Annotated in this window: 26 protein-coding genes and 1 pseudogene; 8 read left to right on the forward strand and 19 right to left on the reverse strand. The window is 65.6% G+C overall.

Annotated elements, in window-relative coordinates:
• Positions 1-168: 168 nt before the first annotated feature.
• From AC3EO7_RS35150 to AC3EO7_RS35220, 15 genes and pseudogenes are all read right to left on the reverse strand, one after another.
• The gene (locus AC3EO7_RS35150) at positions 169-984 is read right to left on the reverse strand and encodes an SAM-dependent methyltransferase (protein WP_435593540.1); all 816 of its coding nucleotides are present in this window, start codon (positions 982-984) and stop codon (positions 169-171) included.
• A complete protein-coding gene (locus tag AC3EO7_RS35155; protein ID WP_435593541.1) occupies positions 984-1190 on the reverse strand; it encodes a hypothetical protein in 207 nt (68 codons plus the stop codon). The genes AC3EO7_RS35150 and AC3EO7_RS35155 overlap by 1 nt, the downstream gene beginning before the upstream one ends.
• Positions 1191-1298: 108 nt before the next feature.
• On the reverse strand, positions 1299-1922 hold the full coding sequence (locus AC3EO7_RS35160) for a TetR/AcrR family transcriptional regulator (protein WP_435593542.1): 624 nt from the start codon (positions 1920-1922) through the stop codon (positions 1299-1301).
• Positions 1919-2128 carry a cold-shock protein gene (locus AC3EO7_RS35165; RefSeq protein WP_435593543.1) on the reverse strand — a complete coding sequence of 70 codons (210 nt, stop codon included), beginning with the start codon at positions 2126-2128 and terminating at the stop codon, positions 1919-1921. The genes AC3EO7_RS35160 and AC3EO7_RS35165 overlap by 4 nt, the downstream gene beginning before the upstream one ends.
• 80 nt (positions 2129-2208) lie before the next feature.
• Entirely contained in the window at positions 2209-2355 is a 147-nt protein-coding gene (locus AC3EO7_RS35170; RefSeq protein WP_435593544.1) for a hypothetical protein, read from the reverse strand.
• Positions 2356-3345: 990 nt separating this feature from the next.
• Positions 3346-3546, reverse strand: a pseudogene (locus tag AC3EO7_RS35175) (cold-shock protein); the annotation flags it as partial.
• 68 nt (positions 3547-3614) lie between these two features.
• Positions 3615-4019 (reverse strand): hypothetical protein, encoded by a 405-nt coding sequence (locus AC3EO7_RS35180; protein ID WP_435593545.1) that lies wholly within the window; start codon positions 4017-4019, stop codon positions 3615-3617.
• A gap of 408 nt (positions 4020-4427) precedes the next feature.
• Positions 4428-4805, reverse strand: coding sequence for a hypothetical protein (locus tag AC3EO7_RS35185; protein WP_435593546.1), 378 nt, complete (start codon positions 4803-4805; stop codon positions 4428-4430).
• Complete coding sequence (locus AC3EO7_RS35190) at positions 4802-5308, reverse strand: hypothetical protein (RefSeq protein WP_435593547.1); 507 nt, start codon at positions 5306-5308, stop codon at positions 4802-4804. The genes AC3EO7_RS35185 and AC3EO7_RS35190 overlap by 4 nt, the downstream gene beginning before the upstream one ends.
• A 32-nt stretch (positions 5309-5340) precedes the next feature.
• A complete protein-coding gene (locus AC3EO7_RS35195) occupies positions 5341-5841 on the reverse strand; it encodes a hypothetical protein (protein WP_435593548.1) in 501 nt (166 codons plus the stop codon).
• Positions 5842-5867: 26 nt separating this feature from the next.
• Positions 5868-6419: a hypothetical protein gene (locus AC3EO7_RS35200; RefSeq protein ID WP_435593549.1), complete on the reverse strand. Its 552-nt coding sequence runs from the start codon at positions 6417-6419 to the stop codon at positions 5868-5870.
• Positions 6419-7336, reverse strand: coding sequence for a hypothetical protein (locus AC3EO7_RS35205; protein ID WP_435593550.1), 918 nt, complete (start codon positions 7334-7336; stop codon positions 6419-6421). The genes AC3EO7_RS35200 and AC3EO7_RS35205 overlap by 1 nt, the downstream gene beginning before the upstream one ends.
• A 13-nt stretch (positions 7337-7349) precedes the next feature.
• Entirely contained in the window at positions 7350-7619 is a 270-nt protein-coding gene (locus AC3EO7_RS35210; RefSeq protein ID WP_435593551.1) for a hypothetical protein, read from the reverse strand.
• A 217-nt stretch (positions 7620-7836) separates the two neighbouring features.
• Positions 7837-8733: an aminoglycoside phosphotransferase family protein gene (locus AC3EO7_RS35215; RefSeq protein ID WP_488186317.1), complete on the reverse strand. Its 897-nt coding sequence runs from the start codon at positions 8731-8733 to the stop codon at positions 7837-7839.
• A gap of 4 nt (positions 8734-8737) precedes the next feature.
• Positions 8738-10228: an NsdA family TPR-like regulatory protein gene (locus AC3EO7_RS35220; RefSeq protein WP_435593552.1), complete on the reverse strand. Its 1491-nt coding sequence runs from the start codon at positions 10226-10228 to the stop codon at positions 8738-8740.
• A 321-nt stretch (positions 10229-10549) separates the two neighbouring features.
• Here AC3EO7_RS35220 and AC3EO7_RS35225 point away from each other — a divergent pair, with 321 nt between their 5' ends.
• The 3 genes from AC3EO7_RS35225 to AC3EO7_RS35235 are packed head-to-tail and all read left to right on the forward strand — an operon-like array spanning position 10550 to position 12778.
• Complete coding sequence (locus AC3EO7_RS35225; protein WP_435593553.1) at positions 10550-11443, forward strand: helix-turn-helix domain-containing protein; 894 nt, start codon at positions 10550-10552, stop codon at positions 11441-11443.
• Positions 11444-11473: 30 nt separating this feature from the next.
• Positions 11474-12289, forward strand: coding sequence for an SAM-dependent methyltransferase (locus tag AC3EO7_RS35230; protein WP_435593554.1), 816 nt, complete (start codon positions 11474-11476; stop codon positions 12287-12289).
• A 60-nt stretch (positions 12290-12349) separates the two neighbouring features.
• Positions 12350-12778, forward strand: coding sequence for a hypothetical protein (locus AC3EO7_RS35235; protein WP_435593555.1), 429 nt, complete (start codon positions 12350-12352; stop codon positions 12776-12778).
• 519 nt (positions 12779-13297) lie between these two features.
• Here AC3EO7_RS35235 and AC3EO7_RS35240 read toward each other — a convergent pair.
• Both AC3EO7_RS35240 and AC3EO7_RS35245 read right to left on the reverse strand, forming a co-directional pair.
• On the reverse strand, positions 13298-13678 hold the full coding sequence (locus tag AC3EO7_RS35240; protein WP_435593556.1) for a DEAD/DEAH box helicase family protein: 381 nt from the start codon (positions 13676-13678) through the stop codon (positions 13298-13300).
• Positions 13675-14289, reverse strand: a complete 615-nt coding sequence (locus AC3EO7_RS35245) for a 3'-5' exonuclease (RefSeq protein WP_435593557.1) — start codon at positions 14287-14289, stop codon at positions 13675-13677. Before AC3EO7_RS35245 ends, AC3EO7_RS35240 begins: the two co-directional genes overlap by 4 nt.
• A gap of 43 nt (positions 14290-14332) precedes the next feature.
• Between AC3EO7_RS35245 and AC3EO7_RS35250 the strand changes: the two genes are divergently transcribed.
• Genes AC3EO7_RS35250 through AC3EO7_RS35260 form a run of 3 tightly spaced genes read left to right on the forward strand, consistent with a single transcriptional unit; the run spans position 14333 to position 16189 of the window.
• Entirely contained in the window at positions 14333-14674 is a 342-nt protein-coding gene (locus AC3EO7_RS35250) for a hypothetical protein (protein WP_435593558.1), read from the forward strand.
• Positions 14675-14697: 23 nt separating this feature from the next.
• Positions 14698-15072 carry a hypothetical protein gene (locus tag AC3EO7_RS35255; RefSeq protein ID WP_435593559.1) on the forward strand — a complete coding sequence of 125 codons (375 nt, stop codon included), beginning with the start codon at positions 14698-14700 and terminating at the stop codon, positions 15070-15072.
• On the forward strand, positions 15056-16189 hold the full coding sequence (locus AC3EO7_RS35260; protein WP_435593560.1) for a DegT/DnrJ/EryC1/StrS family aminotransferase: 1134 nt from the start codon (positions 15056-15058) through the stop codon (positions 16187-16189). Before AC3EO7_RS35255 ends, AC3EO7_RS35260 begins: the two co-directional genes overlap by 17 nt.
• Before the next feature lie 6 nt (positions 16190-16195).
• On the opposite strand, the gene AC3EO7_RS35265 is transcribed toward AC3EO7_RS35260, so the two are convergent.
• Entirely contained in the window at positions 16196-17359 is a 1164-nt protein-coding gene (locus AC3EO7_RS35265; RefSeq protein WP_435593561.1) for a UDP-N-acetylglucosamine--N-acetylmuramyl-(pentapeptide) pyrophosphoryl-undecaprenol N-acetylglucosamine transferase, read from the reverse strand.
• 321 nt (positions 17360-17680) lie between these two features.
• Here AC3EO7_RS35265 and AC3EO7_RS35270 point away from each other — a divergent pair, with 321 nt between their 5' ends.
• A complete protein-coding gene (locus AC3EO7_RS35270; protein WP_435593562.1) occupies positions 17681-17827 on the forward strand; it encodes a hypothetical protein in 147 nt (48 codons plus the stop codon).
• A gap of 201 nt (positions 17828-18028) precedes the next feature.
• Complete coding sequence (locus AC3EO7_RS35275; protein ID WP_435593563.1) at positions 18029-18658, forward strand: DUF3558 family protein; 630 nt, start codon at positions 18029-18031, stop codon at positions 18656-18658.
• A 203-nt stretch (positions 18659-18861) separates the two neighbouring features.
• Here AC3EO7_RS35275 and AC3EO7_RS35280 read toward each other — a convergent pair whose 3' ends face one another.
• The gene (locus AC3EO7_RS35280) at positions 18862-18999 is read right to left on the reverse strand and encodes a hypothetical protein (protein WP_435593564.1); all 138 of its coding nucleotides are present in this window, start codon (positions 18997-18999) and stop codon (positions 18862-18864) included.
• Positions 19000-19017 lie beyond the last annotated feature (18 nt).

The raw sequence follows: 19017 nt of genomic DNA on the forward strand, positions 1-19017 counted from the left end.
AGGCGGCAGGGTGTGGCGGTGTACCTCGTCGTCATCGACGAGCTGGCCGTTCGGGCCGTGGTAGCGGGGGGCGTCGGCCATCAGCCAACGGCCCAGACGGGCGAGCAGGGTCGTGATGCGCTTGGCGGGTGGTCGCCGGTCCGGCATGTGCGCGTCTCTTTTTCATCTCTACGGGTTTGGGAAGATGCGGGCGATGGCGCCGTAGGCGGGCAGCGGTTGGGGTGCGCGGCCGAGGTCGGCGACCAGGGGCCGCCACTGGTTGATCGCCACGACGCCCGGTTCTTCGAGTTCCAAATCGTTGAAGAGGCCACAGATCTGCTCGCGGGTGCGGGGTGTGTAGTTGACCGCGCCGGTGTTGTTGTAGAGGTCCCACATTCGGGTGTGGTCGGGGTGATCGTCGGTGCCGTCCCAGAGGCCCAGATAGCTGCCCGCCGGCAGAGCAGCAGTGGTGGTGTGCACGATCTTCGTGGCGTCGGCGTAGCTGCGTGCGTAGCCGAGGACTCCCATGAACAGCGCCGCGATCGGCTTGCTGAAGTCGAGGATGTTGGCTGCGTCGGCGAGCATCTGTTCGGTGTCGTGGTAGTCGACGTCGACGATGCTGACAACTCCTTCGGGGGTGATGCTATTCATCAGCGCTCGGGCGTGGGTGAGGACGAGGGGGTCGTTGTCGACGTAGGCGATCCGCGCGTCGGGGGTGATGTGTTGGGCGATTTCGTGGGTGTTGTGCGAGGCGGACAGTCCGGCGCCGATGTCGAGGAATTGCCGGATGCCGGCGGTGCGGGTGAGGTAGTCGACGGCGCGGGTGAGGAATTGGCGTGATTGGACGGCGAGGGTGGTGATGTCGGGGTAGATCTCGTGGCATTCCTCACCGGTGAGCTGGTCCATGGGGTAGTGGTCCTTGCCGCCCATCCAGTAGTTCCAGATCCGTGCCGAATGCGGGATGTCGGTGCGGACCAGTAGCGGGTCGGTATCGCTGTAGGGCATTACGTGCCTGCTCGTCCGCTACTCGAGCAAGGCCGGGTGGCCGCACGGTCGAGTTCGGCGCGCAGGCCGGACAGTGTGGCGTGCAGCAGCTCGAGATCAGCGCTGGTCGGGATCGTGAGGGCCTCCGTCTCGCTCAGCACATCGTCGGTGCCGTGTGGATGCTCGCGTTGGTGGGCGGTGAGGTCGGGTTCGGTGGTGGTGTCCATGATGGTGTTCCTGGTGGGTGGTCGCGGTGGCGTCGTCACGCCGATCGGGAGGCTGGCAAGACGAGCTACCGGTGCGCGGAAGCTGTCGCATCGCAGGTCGTTGTGGTGTCAGGGGAGTTGGGCGGCGCGGAGAATGAGCTCGATCTGGGGTCTGATGCCGGAGATCGTTGTGTCGATGCCGTTGTTGTGTTGCACGGTCATGCCGACGACGACGGTGAACAGGAACGACACCACCAAGTCGACATCGATCTTCGGCCCGGAAGATTCGAAAGAGATAGTGGCGGTGAGCAGTTCGGTGACCGCGTTGCCGATGACTGCGACTCGGTCGCTGACCTCGGTGCGGCTGGTGTCGTCGAGGGTGGCGAGGGCGAGTTCCAGCGACACCCATCCGGGTCTGGTCGCCAGGATGCTCGCCCAGATCGCCAGGGTGGTGATGAGGTGGTCGGTGTCGCGGGGAATGGTCTGCAGGATGCGGTGGGTCGCGCGGGTGGCGAGGGTGTCGGCGACTTCGTGAGCGATGTGGCGTTTGCGGCCGAAGTGGTTGGTGAAGGTGCTGTAGCTGGTCCCGGCAGCTCGGCAGATCCTGTCGATGTTGGTGTCGGCGTAGCCGCGGGTCAACAGCAACTCAGTTGCTGCCCGCAGCAGACGGTCGCGGGTCGCGGTGACGGGCCGGTGAGCGTTGGTGTCCGCGGCGCCCAGCGCGCAGTCGGTGGGGTGCTGATCGAGGTTCACAGCGGCACAACCTGCTGTGCGGCGGGTCCTTTCGGGCCTTCGCCTCGGACGAACTGGACGCGTTGTTCTGGCTGGAGGGAACGCCAGCCCTCGGTCTGGATTTCGGAGTGGTGGACGAAGATGTCACCGCCGCCGGTGTCGCTGGCGATGAATCCGAAGCCCTTGGCCTCATCGAACCATTTGACTGTGCCGGTTTCCGTTTCCATGGCTTTTCCTTGAAATTGAAGGGGATTCGGGCTGTGGGGAGAGAGAGTTGGTCGGCGTTGTTCCGGTGGCGGTGGCTGGCTCAGTGGCGGTGGTCGGTGCCGTAGCCGGTGAGGACGTTGGCGGTGTCCGCCAGCGCGCGGCGGCGCGTGATCGTGCTGATCAGCTCGAAGATCAGGACGGCGAATGCCGAGTAGGCAAGGACGGTCACGGCGAAGCGCAACGACATGGTGATGGCCATTCTGTTCGGGGGTTCGGGTTGCGTTCAGGGGCTTTGGATCTGGTTAGCTAGGCGGTGACGGGTAGGAGTTCGGCTGGCCAGGCGTGGACGGTGCGGTCGTCGATGCGGGTGGACCTCGCTGGGGCGGTCCGCTTCTCGACGCATCCGGCGGTTGCCACGGGGTGCTAGCAGCCACGGTGAGTTGGTGGGAGACAGGCGCTACCTGGTCGGAAACGACGCGGGTGCCCGGGGGCCGCGGCCTGATGGCGTGTGGGCGTGCCGGGGCACGACATGGTCGGGGTGTGGTCGTCGGCGTGATCGGTGAAGCTCATGGTGGGGCGGTCATGGTTGTTGGTCGAGCGGTGGACGTTGTCTCGGTGTGGAGGGCGACGTTCGCTAGGGGTGGTTGGTGCTGAGGGCCAGCGCGAGGTGCGCGCGCAGCGTCGCGGAAGTGAACGTGGTGCCGTGGGAGTGCTGGATGGCCATGCCCAACGCGATGGTGAACAGCAGCGACACCAGCTGTTCCAGTTCGCTGCCGCTGCGTTCGGAGGCGACCGGCCCGGGGCTGCGGGCGAGCAGCTTGGTGACGGCTTGGCGCAGGCGCTCGACGCGGGCGAAGACTTCACTGCGGCTGAGCGTGTCGACCTCGGTGAGGTCGAGTTCGAGCCAGACCCAGTCCGGCCGGGTGATCAGCAGCCGCGTCCAGATGGTCAGCGTCGCGAGCAGGTGTTCGCCGTCGCGGGGTGTGAATTGGTCGATACGGCACACGGCGTGGCGGGTGAGATGGGCAGCGACCTCGTGGGCGGCGTCGTATTTGCGACCGAGGTGACGACCGAACCTAGCTGGGGTGGTGTTTGCTCGCACGCAGATCCGCCCGACCGACGTCCCGGCGTATCCACGGGTGAGCACCAGGCTGGCGGTGGCGACGAGTAGCCGCTGGTACTCGCCGCGATCCGAGGCGGCAGAGTTGGTGCTGCGGTTGGTGGTCACGGCGGATCCGATCTTCTGGACGTTTTGTGCCACGGGGCCCTGGCGGTGTTCGCCGGGCGTGTATTGGACGCGTTGGCCCTCGGTGAGGGTGCGCCATCCTTGGCCGTCGATGTGGGAGTAGTGCACGAACAGATCACGCCCACCGATGTCGGGGATGATGTATCCGAACCCTTTGACGTTGTCGAACCACTTCACAGTTCCTTGCTCCAACTAAGGACCTCCTCGGGCAAATCGGTTGAGCTACTGGAGAATTGACGATGGCGGCAGGCGACGCGGTGTCAGAGAAGAGTGCCGCGCCGCGTTGCCAGGAGTTGGTCGTACGCGGCGGTGAGCACACTGGTCGCCGACGGCAATCGGATGCCGAGGAACGGTTGGATACCGCCGACCCATTGCCAGCCGAGCCCGGAATCGGTCATCGGCAACCAAACCCGTTGGCCGCTATCGAGGACCCGCACGCCCGCGTCATCGAGCAAGGCCAGTGCTTGTGTGGTGAATCGACGGCGCAAAGCTGGGCCGACGAGGAACACCTGGGGTGCTGGTCCGGACTCAGATCGACCGACGACCAGGAGCGTGGTCGGTGCGCCGTCGACTTCCAGCCATCTGCGCACGCCTCGGACGAGATGGCTGGGCATAGCGATCCCACCGAGTGCGGGGGCGGCGATGAGCGCGACGCGGCCGCCCATGCAGGTGATAGTGAACCCGAGGCGGCGGTAGAGGTCAGCGACATCGGCAGTGCTGTGGCAGTTTTCGAACATCACCGGTCCCGTTGTCAAAGGAGAAGGTTCGACGCTTCGACGCGCTGGGGGGCACCGTGCAGGGTGTGTAGTCGTGCCGCGTTCGGGAGCCGCTCGCGGCGAACCAGGCGTGGAAGCGGGGATAGTCGACGCTGGCCGAAACCTCCGCGGAGGGTCCGTGCGGGTCGCAGTAGAGGCGGGCATCGTGTTCGATCCACACCGATTCCGATCAAGTTGCGCACCATCACCCACCGTCGACGCGGTGTCAGTGACCATCGGCGAGCAGGTCGAAAGGGCAACGGTCACAGAAAGCTCCTCGAAGAGTCGGGGACGGGCATGCGACACGATGTGGGTGTGTCATGGATGGGCAGGAATTGCAGTGGGTGGGCACAGGTCGGTGCCGTCGGCGCTGCCGACGTCTACGACGCGCACCAGGGTGCGGCCGGTGCACAGCAGAGCTCGCCCGGCGGGCAGGTGGGCATTGTCGGGGATGACGATCGCCCAGATGTCGGGGTCGCGGGCGGCGCGGCGGATCAGTGCGTCGACGGTGTCGCTGCTGGGGCGGTGATCGAGATAGGTTCCGCCCCAGCCATATCCCCACCCTTCGGCGCGGTGACGCATCCGGGCACCGATCAGCGCGATGTTCGCCGTCGACAGGATCCGGGTGTTGATGTAGCCGAGGGCGATCGGCGGTGACGGAGGTGGCGGCGGCTTTCGCGACAACAGGCCTCTCATGGCAGTGTCCGAGCCTGGTGAGCGGGCACGGGCAGGCGCACCTGACCTGTGATCACCCGCTCGACGAGCCGGTTGTAGACGCGGGCTTGGTCAACCAAGATCCCCAGTGCGGTCGAGGAAGGCACCATCTCACCGTTGTCCGCGGTCGCCGAAGCCCAACGGCGGATGTGGCGCGAGAGCACGGTCCCGATCCCGCACGGGTGTACTGCTGCCTGCGAGCAGTCGATTCCGAGGGCGAGCACCCGGTGGTGCACGACAATATCGACGCAGGCGATCAGGGCGCGGATGTCGCGGCTGGCGTCGGCGAAGAAGTCGGTGACCACCCGCCACTCGCCTTCCCCAAACTCTGTGCTGGCCTGTGACATTCGTGTCAGCTGGCCCAGGGCCGCGTTGTGGCGGTAGTGGGCATCGAGCAGCCCGACCGCGGCGGCCACCACCTGCGGGTGGGTGTAGTGGCTGGGGTCGAACACCGGCGTGCGCAGCGCACGCCACAGCGTGCGCACGCTCGGAAGCTGGTCAAACCAATCCGGTGGAGTCACCAGGTCCCTCCCGACAGCAGCTGGGCCAGCTGCTCGACGCGGTCGCTATAGGCGCGCTGCGCCGCGAGCGTCGCGGTCAAGGCGGTCTGGTCGCCGGGGCAGGCGGCATAGGCGATCCAGCATCGCGCCATCTGCGAGACCAGGCCACCCAACCCGACCTCCGTGGCAGGCGCGGGAACGATCGCGGCGGATTCGATGTCGATGCGACGAACCGCCAGCGCGATGCGCCGGTCGATGGGTGCCTGTTGGTTCGGGTCGTCGGTGGCGGCGCGGCGCGCGTGGTCATCGACCAGGTGCGCGGCGAGCATGAAGAACCAAACCGGCAAATGCGCGCGCGGCTGCGGTCGTGGCCGGGCGACAACCACGTTCAGCGCCCACCACCACAGGGCTTTGATGGCGTCGCCGAGGCTGCGTTGGAGCGGCTGGTGGGTGGCGAACTGGAGGATCCAGTCTTTGGCCTGGGGAAGCCCACTCAGGTGCAGGGCATCAGAATCCACTGTGCGCGATACTCCTCTACCGGTAGTCAGGGGGTTGGGGTGATGCCGCGCCAGCCCAGCGGCAGCTCGACGCGGCGGTTAAACAGGTCATCGAGCAGGCAGGCGTAGCCCTCGTGGAGCTGGCCGAGGTGAAACCACGCTTCATGGCGCAGCTGTTCGTCGCCGGTGTGCAGCACCGTCCACCACGCATCGACATACGCTTCGGCGAGGTGGCTGACGACCTCCCCGAGGCTGTGCGTGTGCTTCCGAGCGCCCGCAGTAGCGCGGGGCAGCACGAACACCGCCCACGAATCGATCTCACCGACCACTCCGCGGATCCGTCGGCGCAGCACGGCCTCGTCGAAATCGGTGGGCCGCCGCCGCGGATCCAGACAGCTGGTCAGCAACGTCGCGTGCAGGTCGCCGAGCTCGCGGGCCCAACCGATCAGCGGCGAGCCGCCGCTGGGGCTGTCGAGATGCCCGGCGATCGCGGCCTGCAGCTGCTCCGGCGACAACAACGCAGTCGCATTCGCAGGGCCGTTCCTGCCGCGACCGGCCAGCCGCGGCCCCATCCATGCCCCCTGCACGGCGCCGCTCATCACCGAACACCACTGTCGGCCGACCGCGCGACCCGCGGCGGCGCGCACTGCGAAGACAGCGTGCATCGGGTGAACGTCCGGCCGTGCGCGATGTAGCGGTGCGCGTGCGCGCATCGCGCCCACAACTTCGCGCTGGGCTCGTCGACACGGTGGCGGGACTCTTCGAGCTCGACCACCAGCAGCCCGTCCTCGCGCTGCAGCAGACGAATGACACCGTCTCCACCGCCAACCCCGAACGCGAGAACACCAGCTGCTTCGGCCGCGGCGGTCGCGTCCTCGACCAGAGCCAGATACAGCCTGTCGACGGGTTCCATCAGCTCCGGCCATCCACGGCGCGTCAGCTCTTCGACGACTTCCAGGCGCGTCACGGTCGGGATCGCACCCACCCGCGACTCCACCAGGACGTGTTCGCCATCGTGCCGAAGGCCAGCCACCTTGTGCGCCTCGGCCTCGGCGACCGGTCCGAAAAGGTCCACGTCAGCAGGTTCGAGGAAATACAGGTGAGCTTGCGGCATCCGCGTGAGCCGCGCGATGACCGCACGCCCGGACGGACCCAGGTCGCTCAAATGCGCCCGCGACGGCACGATCAGGTGACCGCCAGCGGAGCCCTCGATCGCGTCCATGACCTGCCACAGCCATTGTGTGCGAGGTGATTTGGCGTCGAAGACCCGGTCCAAATCCACGCCCCAGGACTGGGCAACCTGATGTAGCCGCCACATCACCGCCACCGCGGGATCACGGTGATCGATCTCCTGAAGCATGTGTTGCAGCAGCTGCTCGGGCGCGGAGGGTTCCAGGATCACCTGTCCTGGCCCGTCGAAGCCGTAGTGCGCGGCGAATTCGTTCATCGCTGCTCGGTACATGGCCGCGTGCTCTTGGCCAGACAGCAACTCCCAGCGGGCGTATCCGAACCACATGTTGGCGATCCCTTCAGTCCTCGTCGAGCTCGGCCGACAAAAGGGCGGCGGCCTGCACCCACAACTCCGAAGGCACCGTGGTCGGCTCGGTCAGTACTGCCCGAGCACCTGCGGGAGCCAGGGTTGGTTCCGAGGTGGCCGAACCGATGGCCGCGGGTGCGGGCACATCGCTGCGGTCGCGCTGCTCAGGGGGAGCAAGCGGCGATTGCGGTATCCCGTTGGGCGGGCAGTATTTCCAGGCCCCTCCGTGATCGGGCCCGGCGGCAGCTTCACCTGCGGTCATGTATCGAGTCAATCGCCGAGATACGCCGCGTCACAATGGCATTGGCTAGGGCAGATAGTCTGTGCGCTGATGTGTCCGGCAGCGGTTACGCAACCGGACAGTCCACCGGACATCTACGTCTGCCAGGTCCTGGCACGCACGCGCTGATGGAATCCAGCTGCGGAGAACCAGCGATTGTTCGGGCCGTGATCAGGCTATGAGCTTCCTCTAGCAACAGCTAGGAGTAGAGAGCCCAGGTGGCTGTGGTGTCGCCCGACCGCAGAGACGCAAGCCTGTGGGCATGCTGGGCTGCGACACCGGGGCGGTGACCAAGATCGGGCAGCACGCTGGTGACCATGATGAGTTCGCGAATGCGGGCCAGCACGGGCCAGCAGGGTTGGGTGCGGACGTCGGTGCCGTAGGCGCGGACGAAGTCGCTGTAGAAGCCCGCGCGGTTGAACCGGACGGCTCCGACTGCTTGGGGAACAAGGTCCCAGGCGAGAGGTCCGATGCCGGCTTCATCGAGGTCGCAGAGCACAACCTTCCCGGCGGCGTCTCGCAACAGGTTGCCGGTATGGGGGTCGCCGTGAATCAGTCCCATCGGAAGTGAGGATTCACACGCTTTGTATCGGGTTTCGGCTTCGGACCACTGATCACGCAACCAATCGAGGTCGCTGTGCGGCACGACCGCATCGGCCTCGTCGAGCCGGTGGGCTGCGTTGGTGAACGGATCCCACGCTGGAAGCGAAGTATCCGGAGCGATTCGATGGAGTTCTCGAAGAGGGCTGGCCAAATCGGCTGCCGTCCACGGCAAGTTGCTGGTCAGCTCGTGCCAGAAGGTGACAGTGAAGTGCCCGTCGATCTCGATCGGCTCGGTCCCGTCGAGCAGCGTTGTGACCGGTCCGCCGTGAGCGGCCAGCCACCGCGCGACCGTCACGGTCCGACTCCCGCGGACCGCACCCACACGGCCCGAACCGATTCGGACGATCACAGGCGCCGAGCGCAGGCGATAGACCGCGTTGACGGTGTATTTGATGAGTTCGGAGCCAGTCGGGTCCAGGCTCATTCGCTCGCAGGCGCGAGCGACGACTGACTGCAGTTCGGCCGCGAGACGGGGCGAAAGATCGGTCGCCACCCCATCATCCTAGGTCGAGCGCTGCTAATCGCAGGCGCGTCGGATCGCTGATTGCGGGTATGTCGTGCGCCAGTTGCAGTACCTGATGGCAGACGCCTTTGACATCCGGCTGCCGTAGCGATGGCGCTGCAGCATCCACCATCCGGCCGAGGCGGTCGACAGCCCGCGCACTTCGTACTTGCGCCGCCATCTGCAGCGCACGAGCTGCCGAAGCCACTGCGGTATCGGTGTCATGTAGGCGGAATGCGCCTGTGGCGATGGTGGTCTCGTCGAACATGCGGCTACGCGCGGGGCGGCTGCTGCTTCCCGCGCGCAGCGACTCTTGCGCACCCTCGATAGCCGCGATGGTGTACCGCTCAGCTTTCGGACTCGAATGAGCTGCCAATGCGATCTCGTTGTAGACCACCGATCGCATGCCGGTGAACTCCCCAGGAGTGAAGAACACCTGCGTCCAAGGATCGACTTCGCCTCCAACGCGGCCGATTTCGTCTTCGGCACGGGCGAGTGCGGTGTTCATCTTCTGCTCATTGCCCATCATCGCGTGCGCCCACGCTTCATTGGCGTACAGCCTCGCCGACTCGCCGCAGTTGGACGCATCCTGAGCTGGCATCTGGCCGAGTTGGAACAGTCGCAGCGCGACGTCGGGTTCCCGCTCGAACAGGCTGATGCGCCCGAGCACATACAAAGTGGACGCAACCAGACTCGGCGCGTTGGCCTTCCGCGCGAACACCAGCGCCAACGCTGTGTATCGCCGAGCGCGATCTTGATCGCCGACGTCGTGGCTCGCCCAGCCGACCAATCGTGCGAGGTCGGCGACCGCAACCTTCATAGCCCGCTCGGTTGCTTCGTCGTGACAACCCGCGAGCAGTCCGGTCGCGGACTTGAGCAGACCCACTGCGGGATCGACGACTGCGAACCCGCCGTGTCGTTGGTCAAGTTGGCGAAGTCCCGTCGTCATACTGCGGACGAATTCCAGGTCGGTGTCGCCGACGTTGCCCGGAAATGGCACCGGTACGGGGCCGTCGAGCTGCGGCAACCAAGGCACCAGTACCTCAGGTGATCCGACTACTGCCGTGGCGAGTGCTTCGAGAAGAGTCAGACCTCCCACGCCATCAACGGTAGCGGCAGACGCATTTGGCGCATATGACATCGACCGGGCATCCGGCAGGGCATCGAACATGCCCTGGGTCGGTGTTGATGCGTCCGGTGTGGGCGCGCCGACATCGGACAACAGTTGGAGGTAGACCTCGGTAGGTCTGCGTACCTCGCCGTGCTCCCAGCGAGCGATGTGCCGCTCGTCGCAGGCAACGTTGACTCCGCGTTTACGGCCAGCCTCATTGAGCAGTTCCGCGAACTGCCGACGGCCGACGTTCAGGTGGCTGTCGCGATACCGGCGCAGGCGCATACCCCAGTCGACTGCCACGCTGCCGACTCGGCTCGCCGCACCAGCCGTGCGCGAGGTCACGTGGGCAAGTTCAGCTGCTTTGGCGGTCATCGCTGCCCCATTCCTGGTTCGCTACCTGTTTCAGAGCTTGTCGGTGCGGCCTGATGCCGCGTCGTGGTTCGCGGCGACGAGCGGCAGTGAATTGGTGTGCCGAGCGCGGCAGCTGCGGCTCGCGGCCTGGGCTGCTGTGAGCGCGGAGCGACGGTTCGAGCGCATGCTTCGTCGGTGGTTCATCGGCCTGGCTCCCTCCCTCGGCTGGACTATGCCCGTCGGTGCAACCGTCGGTGTGATAACTTAAGTTGATAATCTAACCTGATAATCAGGTTTGGGATACCGGAATGGTTGGACTTCGAACCGATACGGTGGACAGCTATGGCGAGGACCGCACGTAAAGTGCTGCTCGGGCGCGAGATCGACGCCATGATCCGCCGCGCCCGCAAGACCCAGGCCGAAGCGGGCAAGCTGATCGGAGTCAGCCAATCGAGGATCGCCTCGGCGATCGCTGGGACCGGCAACCTCTCGCCGGATGCTCTTCGGCAGTTGGCGAACGGCCTCAATGTGACCGATCCGGCCTACATCGACACGCTGCTCGAGCTGCATCGCGACAACCACAAGCGCGGCTTCTGGACCACCGGGCACCGACGCGCCTACATCGACGAGCTACGTCTGCTCGTCGACCTAGAAGACCAAGCTGACCGGCTGCGTGAAACGGGCGCCGAAATCGTCCCCGGCCTGCTCCAGCACCCCAGCTACATCCGCGCGTTGCACGAACCTTTGCAACTCGACACCAGTGACCCCGACGCAGTCACTGTCGAGGACTACGTCGAAGCACGTCGTGCCAGGCAGCAGAACCTGTTCAAGCCCAACCCGCCACAGTTCCATGCTGTGCTCTCGGAATCGTGTCTGCGCCGAAACTACGGCGGCGACGCCGTCATGCTCAACCAAATCAGTCATCTGATCGAAATATCCAAGCGGCCCAACATCATCCTGCAAGTCATGCCGTTCACCCACCAAGCACCCGGTGCAGGGATGGAAGACCGCTACATCCTGATCCGCGTACCCTCGCCCGGCGCGGCAGGCGACCTCGAGATGGCGGTGGTCGAGGCTCAAGGCGATCTCCGCTACATCGACGACAAAGCAGCCATCGCCATCCGCGAGAATATCTTCGCTCGCCTCTGCGCCACCGCACTCAGCGCCGCCGACTCGCGCCAGTTCATGGAACACATCGCCCGCAGCCTGCGGAGCCGACCCACGATCCGCCAATAGCCCAAAACCGCTATACGCCAAGGGGGCCCCATGACCGACGATCACTTCCAACCACGTGGACTCGACACCAGGAAGCCGAGCTCTGCGCGCATTTACCACTACATGGTCACAGGCGAAGTCATCTTCGAATCCGACCGGCCATTCATCGAACGTCTCTACGCCGAAATCCCCTTCTATCCCACCTGGGCGCGTCACAACCGCGCATTCCTCACCCGCGCCGTCCGACACATGGCCGATGCGGGGATCCGCCAATTCCTCGACATCGGTTCAGGACTTCCAACCGGCGGGAATACTCACGAAGTCGCCCCCCGCGGCGTGCGTGTTGTCTACGTCGACAGCGACGAAGAGGCCATCATCCGAGCACGCGACTTGTTGATCCAGCAAGACGCGCTCGACACCACTGCGATGGTGGCAGGTGACCTGCGCGATCCTGCCCGAATTCTCGAACACGCCGACACACTGCGGCTTATCGACTTCTCGCAGCCGGTAGGTGTGCTACTAGTATCGGTCCTGCCCTGGATCCCCGACGCAGACCACCCCACCGAATTGGTCGCCCACCTTCGAGACGCGTTGGCCCCTGGCAGCCATATCGCAATCACGCATGTCTCACTCGAAGACGCAGGTCCGGACATCAAACGCCAAGTATCCGCCGCCGCAGCGCTTTTCGTCGACGCATTGGACCCGGTGACCCTGCGAACGCGAGAGCAGTTCGAAGAGTTCTTCGCAGGCTGGTCGCTGGTCGAACCCGGGGTGGCATACGCCATCGACTGGCGGCCCGACCAGCCAACCGACAAGGAAGATCCCTCCCGGCCCTGCAATTTTGCCGCCCTCGGCTACCTGCTGTAATGGGCTACACGCGGCCCTTGACTGATGCTCCGCATCGGGCGCGAAGTAAGGAGAGACACCATGCTGACGCTCACTATGAAGCAATTCCGCAAAGCCGCCGCCAGTTCCCCGCAGCAGGCATGTGTCAGGGTCTACCGCGATAGTACGTCGACCTGGATCTGGGACGATAAACTCGCCGATCCGTCGGCCACCGCGGACACACTCGTTCCGACAACACAGTGCCTTACCTTCGACCACGACGAATTCGACGCCTACCAGGCCGCTGTGCGCGCCGGGGACGCGACTGGCCAATGCCTGAGAATCGCAGTGCGCGAGCCGAATACTCACGTGTTCACTGCAGCAGTACCGGCACCTGAGCACGCTGTCGAGCTCTGCTTCGATCACGCCGAGTACAGCGCATTCCTGGCCGGAATCCGCAATCATGAGTTCGACCTATCGGTCTTTCAACTATCGCAGCCGACGGGGCGGAGCCTCAGAAACGTTGCATGAGGGGCGGCCCCGTAGTTCTGAGATTCCCTCCACCCCGCTCACCTGGCAGATGATCGTCGCCAGTCCACATCCACCTGGCGAGGGGCGTCCGAGTTAGGCGGCCAGCAGTATCCGCCGCAGAATCGGCCGCTGCCGGTTGATCGGCTCCGGATGGAACTGTTCGCGCACCGTCAGAGCCGCGCGACTCGGCAGCTCTTGCCGTCGTCGATATGGCGGTGTGCCCCGCCCGCCCGACTCGGCAGCTCACTGGTGTGCGTCCACAACGTCCAGATCGTGAGGGAGACGATCCTCGCCTGGATCAGTACCAGCTCGATGATTCGCTGTGGGTGATCGGATCGCTCAAGGGCACCGAACTCGAGACCATTCAGACGGATGCCCACCGGACTCTGATCAGGTGGCCCGACCTGTGATCCTTAACTGCCAACACCGCGCAGTCGCCACCCGATACGAAAAGCTCGCCACCCGCTACCTGGCCGTCATTCAGATCGCCGCCATCAACGAATGGCTACGACCCGACACCTACTTCGAGACACCGCCTAGCTCCTTGAGATGGTAGATGCTAGCCGGATTCGGCTGCTGGCCTCGATATTCCAATGCCGCTTCATAGTAGCCGAGCGCATCCGAAACCGGTCGGTCGATGAGGATCACGTCGGCCTGCATCCACGCCTGCACCTCGAGCGGCATCCTGCGCGAGATGGTCCACAGGGTCGATACCCAGGTGTGGTTTGCGAGGATCAGCAACCCTCGCTCCATGGCTTCTGCGCCGAGGTCGGCGACGACTGCCACCTCGATGCGGTCACGGTGCAGGCGGTCAGCGAGTCGCTGGAGGAAGGTGCTCTTGTCGGTCGAATGTGTCCCCGTCACCGCGATGGTGACGGGGCGGGGGAAATCAGTGCTCACCACAACCGGCCTTGCGGCTCTCGCGGCGGCACGAACTCAGCAGGCGCCGCGGCTGCGACAAGGTCATCCCAGGCGAATTCGCCTTCCTCGATCAGCCGCGCCAGCAACTGCCAGGCTGCCCAGGTGTCCCACCCGGCGCGGTGATGGCCCTGGTTGGCGACCGCGCTGGTGTCCAGTTCCGCATGGGTAACCAGCTTTTCCAGCGAGTAGCCCCGGAGGCCCGGCCACACCGCTTTGGCCAGCCGCAGCGTGTCGAGCACTAGCGGCGGTGTCCAGCTCGGCAGGTGCTCAGCGATCACCCGCCGTTCGAGATTGGCGTTGTGCGCCACGAGGACCCGATCCGTCAGCGCGGTCTCGATCTCCTCGGAGATCTCCGACCAGCTGGGGCACTCGGCCACGTCGGCGTTGGTGATGCCGTGGACCTTGCGGGTCACGATGGGGGTGATCGGCCGTGTGGGGCGGATCAGCCATGACCGCATCTCGTCGACGACCACGGCCTCGCGCGAGACCGCGAGGATCGAGATTTCGATGATTTCGGGCGGGGTTTGTCCGTTGCCTTCGACGTCGACGACGGCGAGGTTCTTGCCGTGCAGTGCATTTGGAACGATCATCGTGCCGCCTCCTGGGAGTGAGCCCATCCGATGTCCGCGCGTCTTGACCGATGTGGTGCGGGCGCGTGATGTCGTTGACCTGGTACCCGAGATTGTGCTGGAGGAAGTTGCGTCGGCCTTCGGGGAGACTCTCCACGATCACGGCGCGTTCGGTGATCTCCAGCATGTGGCCGCCGAGGCGCTGTACCCACGTCGCGGTCGACGCGGCGTCTGGGTGGAGCCAATCGTCGGCGCATCGCTGGATTTGGGCGACCGGGCAGATATCGCACAGCTCTCGCACGCCGTAGTGCCCGTTGTAGTCGGCGACACTGTGCGCGAAGGTCACCCCGCAGGGATGTCTTGCGAAACAGAGGCGACTCGAACCGTCTACCGCCGGACTGCCTGATCGGGCGCGACGGCGGAACCTCGGTGATTCTGCGCGAACGGTTGCTGACCAAGGGCGGGCTCGCGTTCGTCACCCGCACCATCACCGACCGCCACACCGAGTCTGCGGTCCGCGCGACTCTGACCGCGGTCGAGGCGACCGGCCTGGTCTGCGTCCAAGGCTTTCGCACCGATCACACGCCCGACCGGGTGCTGATCACCGAGGTCAATGCCCGCCCGGCCGGGGCGTTCCTGGCCGCCGAAGCCGCGGGCGCCGACCTGATCGGACAGCTGCTCGCCGGTCTGCTCACTGGAGCGGTCGACCATTCCCGGCTCACCTACCGCCCGGGTGTGACCCTCACCAAGTATATCGACACCCTCGCCGTGACCAATGGAGCCAATCATGCTGTCGCACAATGACACCGGGCCCGCCTACGCCCGCAACGCCGCCCCGTTCCTGCACGGCCCGGAGATCGAGGCGATGACCGCGGCGTTGATAGCTGGTCAGTACGGCCACCACGCCGAAACCGAGAAGTTCGAGGCCGAACTGGCCGCCTTCCTCGGCGTGCCCGACGTGGTGGCCGTGTCCCGCTGCACCGCCGCCCTCCATCTTGCGTTGATCGCGGTCGGGATCGGACGTGGTGATGATGTGGTGGTGCCCGCCCAAACGTTCTGCGCCACCGTACACGCCATCCGCGCCGTCGGCGCGGTCCCCAGGTTCGCCGACGTCGACCCGCACACCCAATGTGTCACCGCCGACACCGTCGCCGCGGCGATCACCGACGACACCAGGGCCGTGCTGCCAGTGCACTACGGAGGCCGCGCCGTCGATTTGAGTGCCATCGCCCCAGAACTGGCAGAACACCGAATCGCGGTCGTCGAAGACGCCGCACACGCTTTCGGGTCACGCCACCGCGACGGCAGGCTCGTCGGAACGACCGGGGCACTGACCTGTTTCAGCTTCGGCCCCATCAAGACCATCACCAGCATCGAAGGCGGCGCCATCGTCCCGCGTGACCGACGCGAAGCCGAACGGCTGCGCACCCTGCGGTTACTCGGTATCCGTGCCCAACAGGCCGAACGGATCAGCAGCACCGACTACCAGGTCGACGGAGCCGGGCTGCCGTACCATCTGTCCGCTGTGCACGCCGCGGTCGGGCGAGTTCAGCTGCGCCATCACCACATCGTCGCCGCGCGCCGGGTGTCCCTGTGGCGCGCCTACGCCCGCGCGCTCGCCGACATCGACAACGTCGAGCTGATCGACGTCGATATCGACTACACGATCCCGTTCAACGCCGTGGTCCGGGTGCCGGACCGGGACGTAGTGTTCGCCCGGATGAAGGAAGCCGGGATCGGTGTCGGTGTGCACTACCCGCCCAACCACACTCAACCGGCGTTTCGGCGCTGGACCCGGCACCGGCCACTACCGGCGACCGAAGCCACCGCCAGTGAGCTGCTGTCGCTGCCGTTTCATCCCGCGATGACCGAACACGACGTCACCACCGTCACCTCGACCCTGACTGCGATCTTGTCCTGACCGAAATCAGCGCCTCGCCGCAGGAGCCGCTCCTGCGGCCTGGACCACCACATCGGTCAGCGCCACCGCGGCGTCCGGGCGACCAAGCTTGCGCGCCCGCGCCGCAATCGTCTCCCGCCGAGCGGGATCAGCCAGCAGCGGCTCTACCGCAGCGCGCACGGACTCCGCCGTGATCCCCTCGCTCACCGCGACCGCTGCACCCGCCTCCGACAGCAGCCTGGCCGCCTTGGCCTGCTCGCCCCCGGCCGAGGACGCCAACGGCAACAGCACCGCAGCCCGGCCGACCGCGGTCAGCTCGGCGAGGGTTCCCGCGCCGCTGCGGCTGATCACCACATCGGCCAACGCCAGTACATCGGCCACCAGATCACCCGAGACGAACCCGCACAGGTGATAGCGGGCGGTCAGCTCGGCGGGCAGGCCAGCAGCGGCCACCTCCAGTGCCTCTACGTTGGAGGGCCCGGCCTGATGAATCACGTTGGCGCTGGCCAACATCCACCGCAGCAACTCGGCGACCACGCTGTTGATCTCCTGCGAGCCTTGGGCGCCGCCGGTGACATAGACCGTCGGCAAGCACGGATCGAACCCGGTCCCGAGCTGTGTTCGCGCCCGTGCGGGGTCCCCGCCGAGGATCGATGCGCGCACGGGGTTTCCGGTGACGATCGCGCGAGCGCGTAGACGCGGGCTCAGGAGCGCGGTGCTGGCTTCGGCGGTCAACGCGATCCTAGTCGCGCCCTTGGCCAATACTCGGTTCGCCAGCCCAAGGCCGACCGTCTGTTCGTGCACGACCAGCGGGACGCGCAGTAGCCGTGCGGCCAGGCCCACCGGCAGCGTTACGAACCCGCCGGTGGCCAGCACCACATCGGGTTTGAACCCAGCCACCGCCCGTACGGCCTGCACCGCACCCACCGGGACACGACCGAGATCGGTGAGGTTGGCGCGGTTGAGCATGGCCAGCGGATTGCGTTCACGGCGAAGCTTGCCCACCTGCACCGAAGCAAACGCAATACATTCAGCTTCGGCGGTTCGCTGCTCGAGCGACCCAGCCTGACCGATCCACAACAACTCGACAGGACCCGCCAGCTCACGCAGCTGGCGTGCTACTGCCAGGGCAGGAAACACATGACCACCGGTTCCGCCGCCGGTGAGCACGACCCGAAGCTTGTCAGTCACGCCCGTGATCGTAGGGGCATCGCCATGTCATTGGACGCGACGGGCTGGAATCGAACCACATCAATCCGATGAGCGCCCCGTCCGGCGTCGAACGCCGCTGAGCGGGGCGTTGGCCGCTGGGGCCAGCGCAGGATATGCGGGTTTCTGGCCGCGTCCGGGCAAGGTCGCCCGCGCGGTAAATCACCTGCCGAGCTCGAGGATGCGGTCGATGACGAGATCTGCCATGCCCTGCTGTTGGCGCACCACCGCGGCACCGACCTCCAGGCGGTGATCGACCGAAAATGGCTGCATCGCAAGGATAATTATCCAGAAGCAACAGCAGTGGCGATGCTGGGCGAGGATCCCAACCTTCCACGCGCCGAGGTGGGGGAGCCGGTGCGGATTGTTGGACGCGTGCCGACGGTGGTCGAGTACCGGGCGCTGCGGGCCTCGGTCGGCTGGAACGCTTCCGGCAGCCGCCGCGTGTGAATCCGCGTTGGCCGCGTCGCTGTACAGCGTGGTAGCCGAGATCGGCGGGACGGCGGTCGGGATGGCCCGGGTAGTCGGTGATGGCGTGTATGCGGTCGTTGTGGATATTGTCGTCACCGGTGGCCAGTTGCCTCCGACAGCAAGTGGATTCGGATTGACTCTATTCGCCCGGACGACTGCGGTATTGCGTAGAAAAGTGGGGTGGCCGTGCGATCGAGCGTGGGCGCGCTAGTGATGACAGGTTTCCTGGTCGGGCTACTTGCCATGGTGGGATGCGGTTCCTCTGCGAGCGACACCAAGCCAAGTATGCCCGTGGTGTCATTTGCAGCCGAGGTGCCGCAGGGCTACAACCCGTGTCAAGACGTGCCGCAGCGTGTGCTGGACGCAGGGCAGTTGCACAGCAAGGAACCCGTCGAAGGCAAGGCACTCTTGGCTGTAGATGGGGTCAAGGATCGGTGGATGAAGTACCGGGGCTGTCGGTGGTTTCGAACGGACAGCTATTGGGTGAAGATCACCACGACGGTAGAAACTGTCGACATCGCCCTGTGGTACCACAGCCTCGACAGCAAACTTCCAGATGCGCAGGAGTTCACCATCGCTGGACGGCGGGCGGTCTCGAGACGTCCGAGCCTCTACCTCTTCAACGTGGCGTGTGTGGCGAATGTCGATATGAAGGGCGGCAGTCTCGCAATCGAAGTCTATGACCCGAAGGCGCGAGCGAATCCCGGCGGCAATGCGACGCCAACGGTGAATCCTGGCAGCACCGATGTTTGTGTGCTCGTACGAAATCTGGTGGAACAGGTCGTGCCCAGCCTGCCCGCAACTGCCTGACCATCAGTCACCGGCCACACTACCGGTGGGCGGGCCGCGAATTCTCGCGGCGCGGTCGGTGGATCCAGTGTCGCGGGCGTGGTCGAGTCAGTGGCGTTCGCAGCCAGCGGCTTCGCAATGGGCCGCGACGGGAGGACAGCACGGACACGACGACCACGATCACCAACACTGCGGGGATCGCGGTCGCGGTTTCAAAGCTAGCCCTAATCGCGGCGTTGGGTGCGCCACGCCGCGGGTACGGACGCGATCGTGGAGGACGGACGCAGGTCGACTCCGACCGCGGGCGCGAGGTTGTCGTTGCCGGGGTCGGTGACGATCCGGTGGTCATCGCGCAGGATCACACAGCACCGCTGTGCCCC

It is taken from the genome of Nocardia sp. bgisy118, assembly GCF_057708605.1.

Excerpts from the sequence above, each read along its gene's own strand:
- AC3EO7_RS35150 (WP_435593540.1), bottom strand. The coding sequence starts at position 984 with ATGCCCTACAGCGATACCGACCCGCTACTGGTCCGCACCGACATCCCG.
- AC3EO7_RS35155 (WP_435593541.1), bottom strand. The coding sequence starts at position 1,190 with ATGGACACCACCACCGAACCCGACCTCACCGCCCACCAACGCGAGCAT.
- AC3EO7_RS35165 (WP_435593543.1), bottom strand. The coding sequence starts at position 2,128 with ATGGAAACGGAAACCGGCACAGTCAAATGGTTCGATGAGGCCAAGGGC.
- AC3EO7_RS35170 (WP_435593544.1), bottom strand. The coding sequence starts at position 2,355 with ATGTCGTTGCGCTTCGCCGTGACCGTCCTTGCCTACTCGGCATTCGCC.
- AC3EO7_RS35180 (WP_435593545.1), bottom strand. The coding sequence starts at position 4,019 with ATGGGCGGCCGCGTCGCGCTCATCGCCGCCCCCGCACTCGGTGGGATC.
- AC3EO7_RS35185 (WP_435593546.1), bottom strand. The coding sequence starts at position 4,805 with ATGAGAGGCCTGTTGTCGCGAAAGCCGCCGCCACCTCCGTCACCGCCG.
- AC3EO7_RS35200 (WP_435593549.1), bottom strand. The coding sequence starts at position 6,419 with ATGAGCGGCGCCGTGCAGGGGGCATGGATGGGGCCGCGGCTGGCCGGT.
- AC3EO7_RS35205 (WP_435593550.1), bottom strand. The coding sequence starts at position 7,336 with ATGTGGTTCGGATACGCCCGCTGGGAGTTGCTGTCTGGCCAAGAGCAC.
- AC3EO7_RS35210 (WP_435593551.1), bottom strand. The coding sequence starts at position 7,619 with ATGACCGCAGGTGAAGCTGCCGCCGGGCCCGATCACGGAGGGGCCTGG.
- AC3EO7_RS35220 (WP_435593552.1), bottom strand. The coding sequence starts at position 10,228 with ATGACCGCCAAAGCAGCTGAACTTGCCCACGTGACCTCGCGCACGGCT.
- AC3EO7_RS35225 (WP_435593553.1), top strand. The coding sequence starts at position 10,550 with ATGGCGAGGACCGCACGTAAAGTGCTGCTCGGGCGCGAGATCGACGCC.
- AC3EO7_RS35230 (WP_435593554.1), top strand. The coding sequence starts at position 11,474 with ATGACCGACGATCACTTCCAACCACGTGGACTCGACACCAGGAAGCCG.
- AC3EO7_RS35235 (WP_435593555.1), top strand. The coding sequence starts at position 12,350 with ATGCTGACGCTCACTATGAAGCAATTCCGCAAAGCCGCCGCCAGTTCC.
- AC3EO7_RS35245 (WP_435593557.1), bottom strand. The coding sequence starts at position 14,289 with ATGATCGTTCCAAATGCACTGCACGGCAAGAACCTCGCCGTCGTCGAC.
- AC3EO7_RS35260 (WP_435593560.1), top strand. The coding sequence starts at position 15,056 with ATGCTGTCGCACAATGACACCGGGCCCGCCTACGCCCGCAACGCCGCC.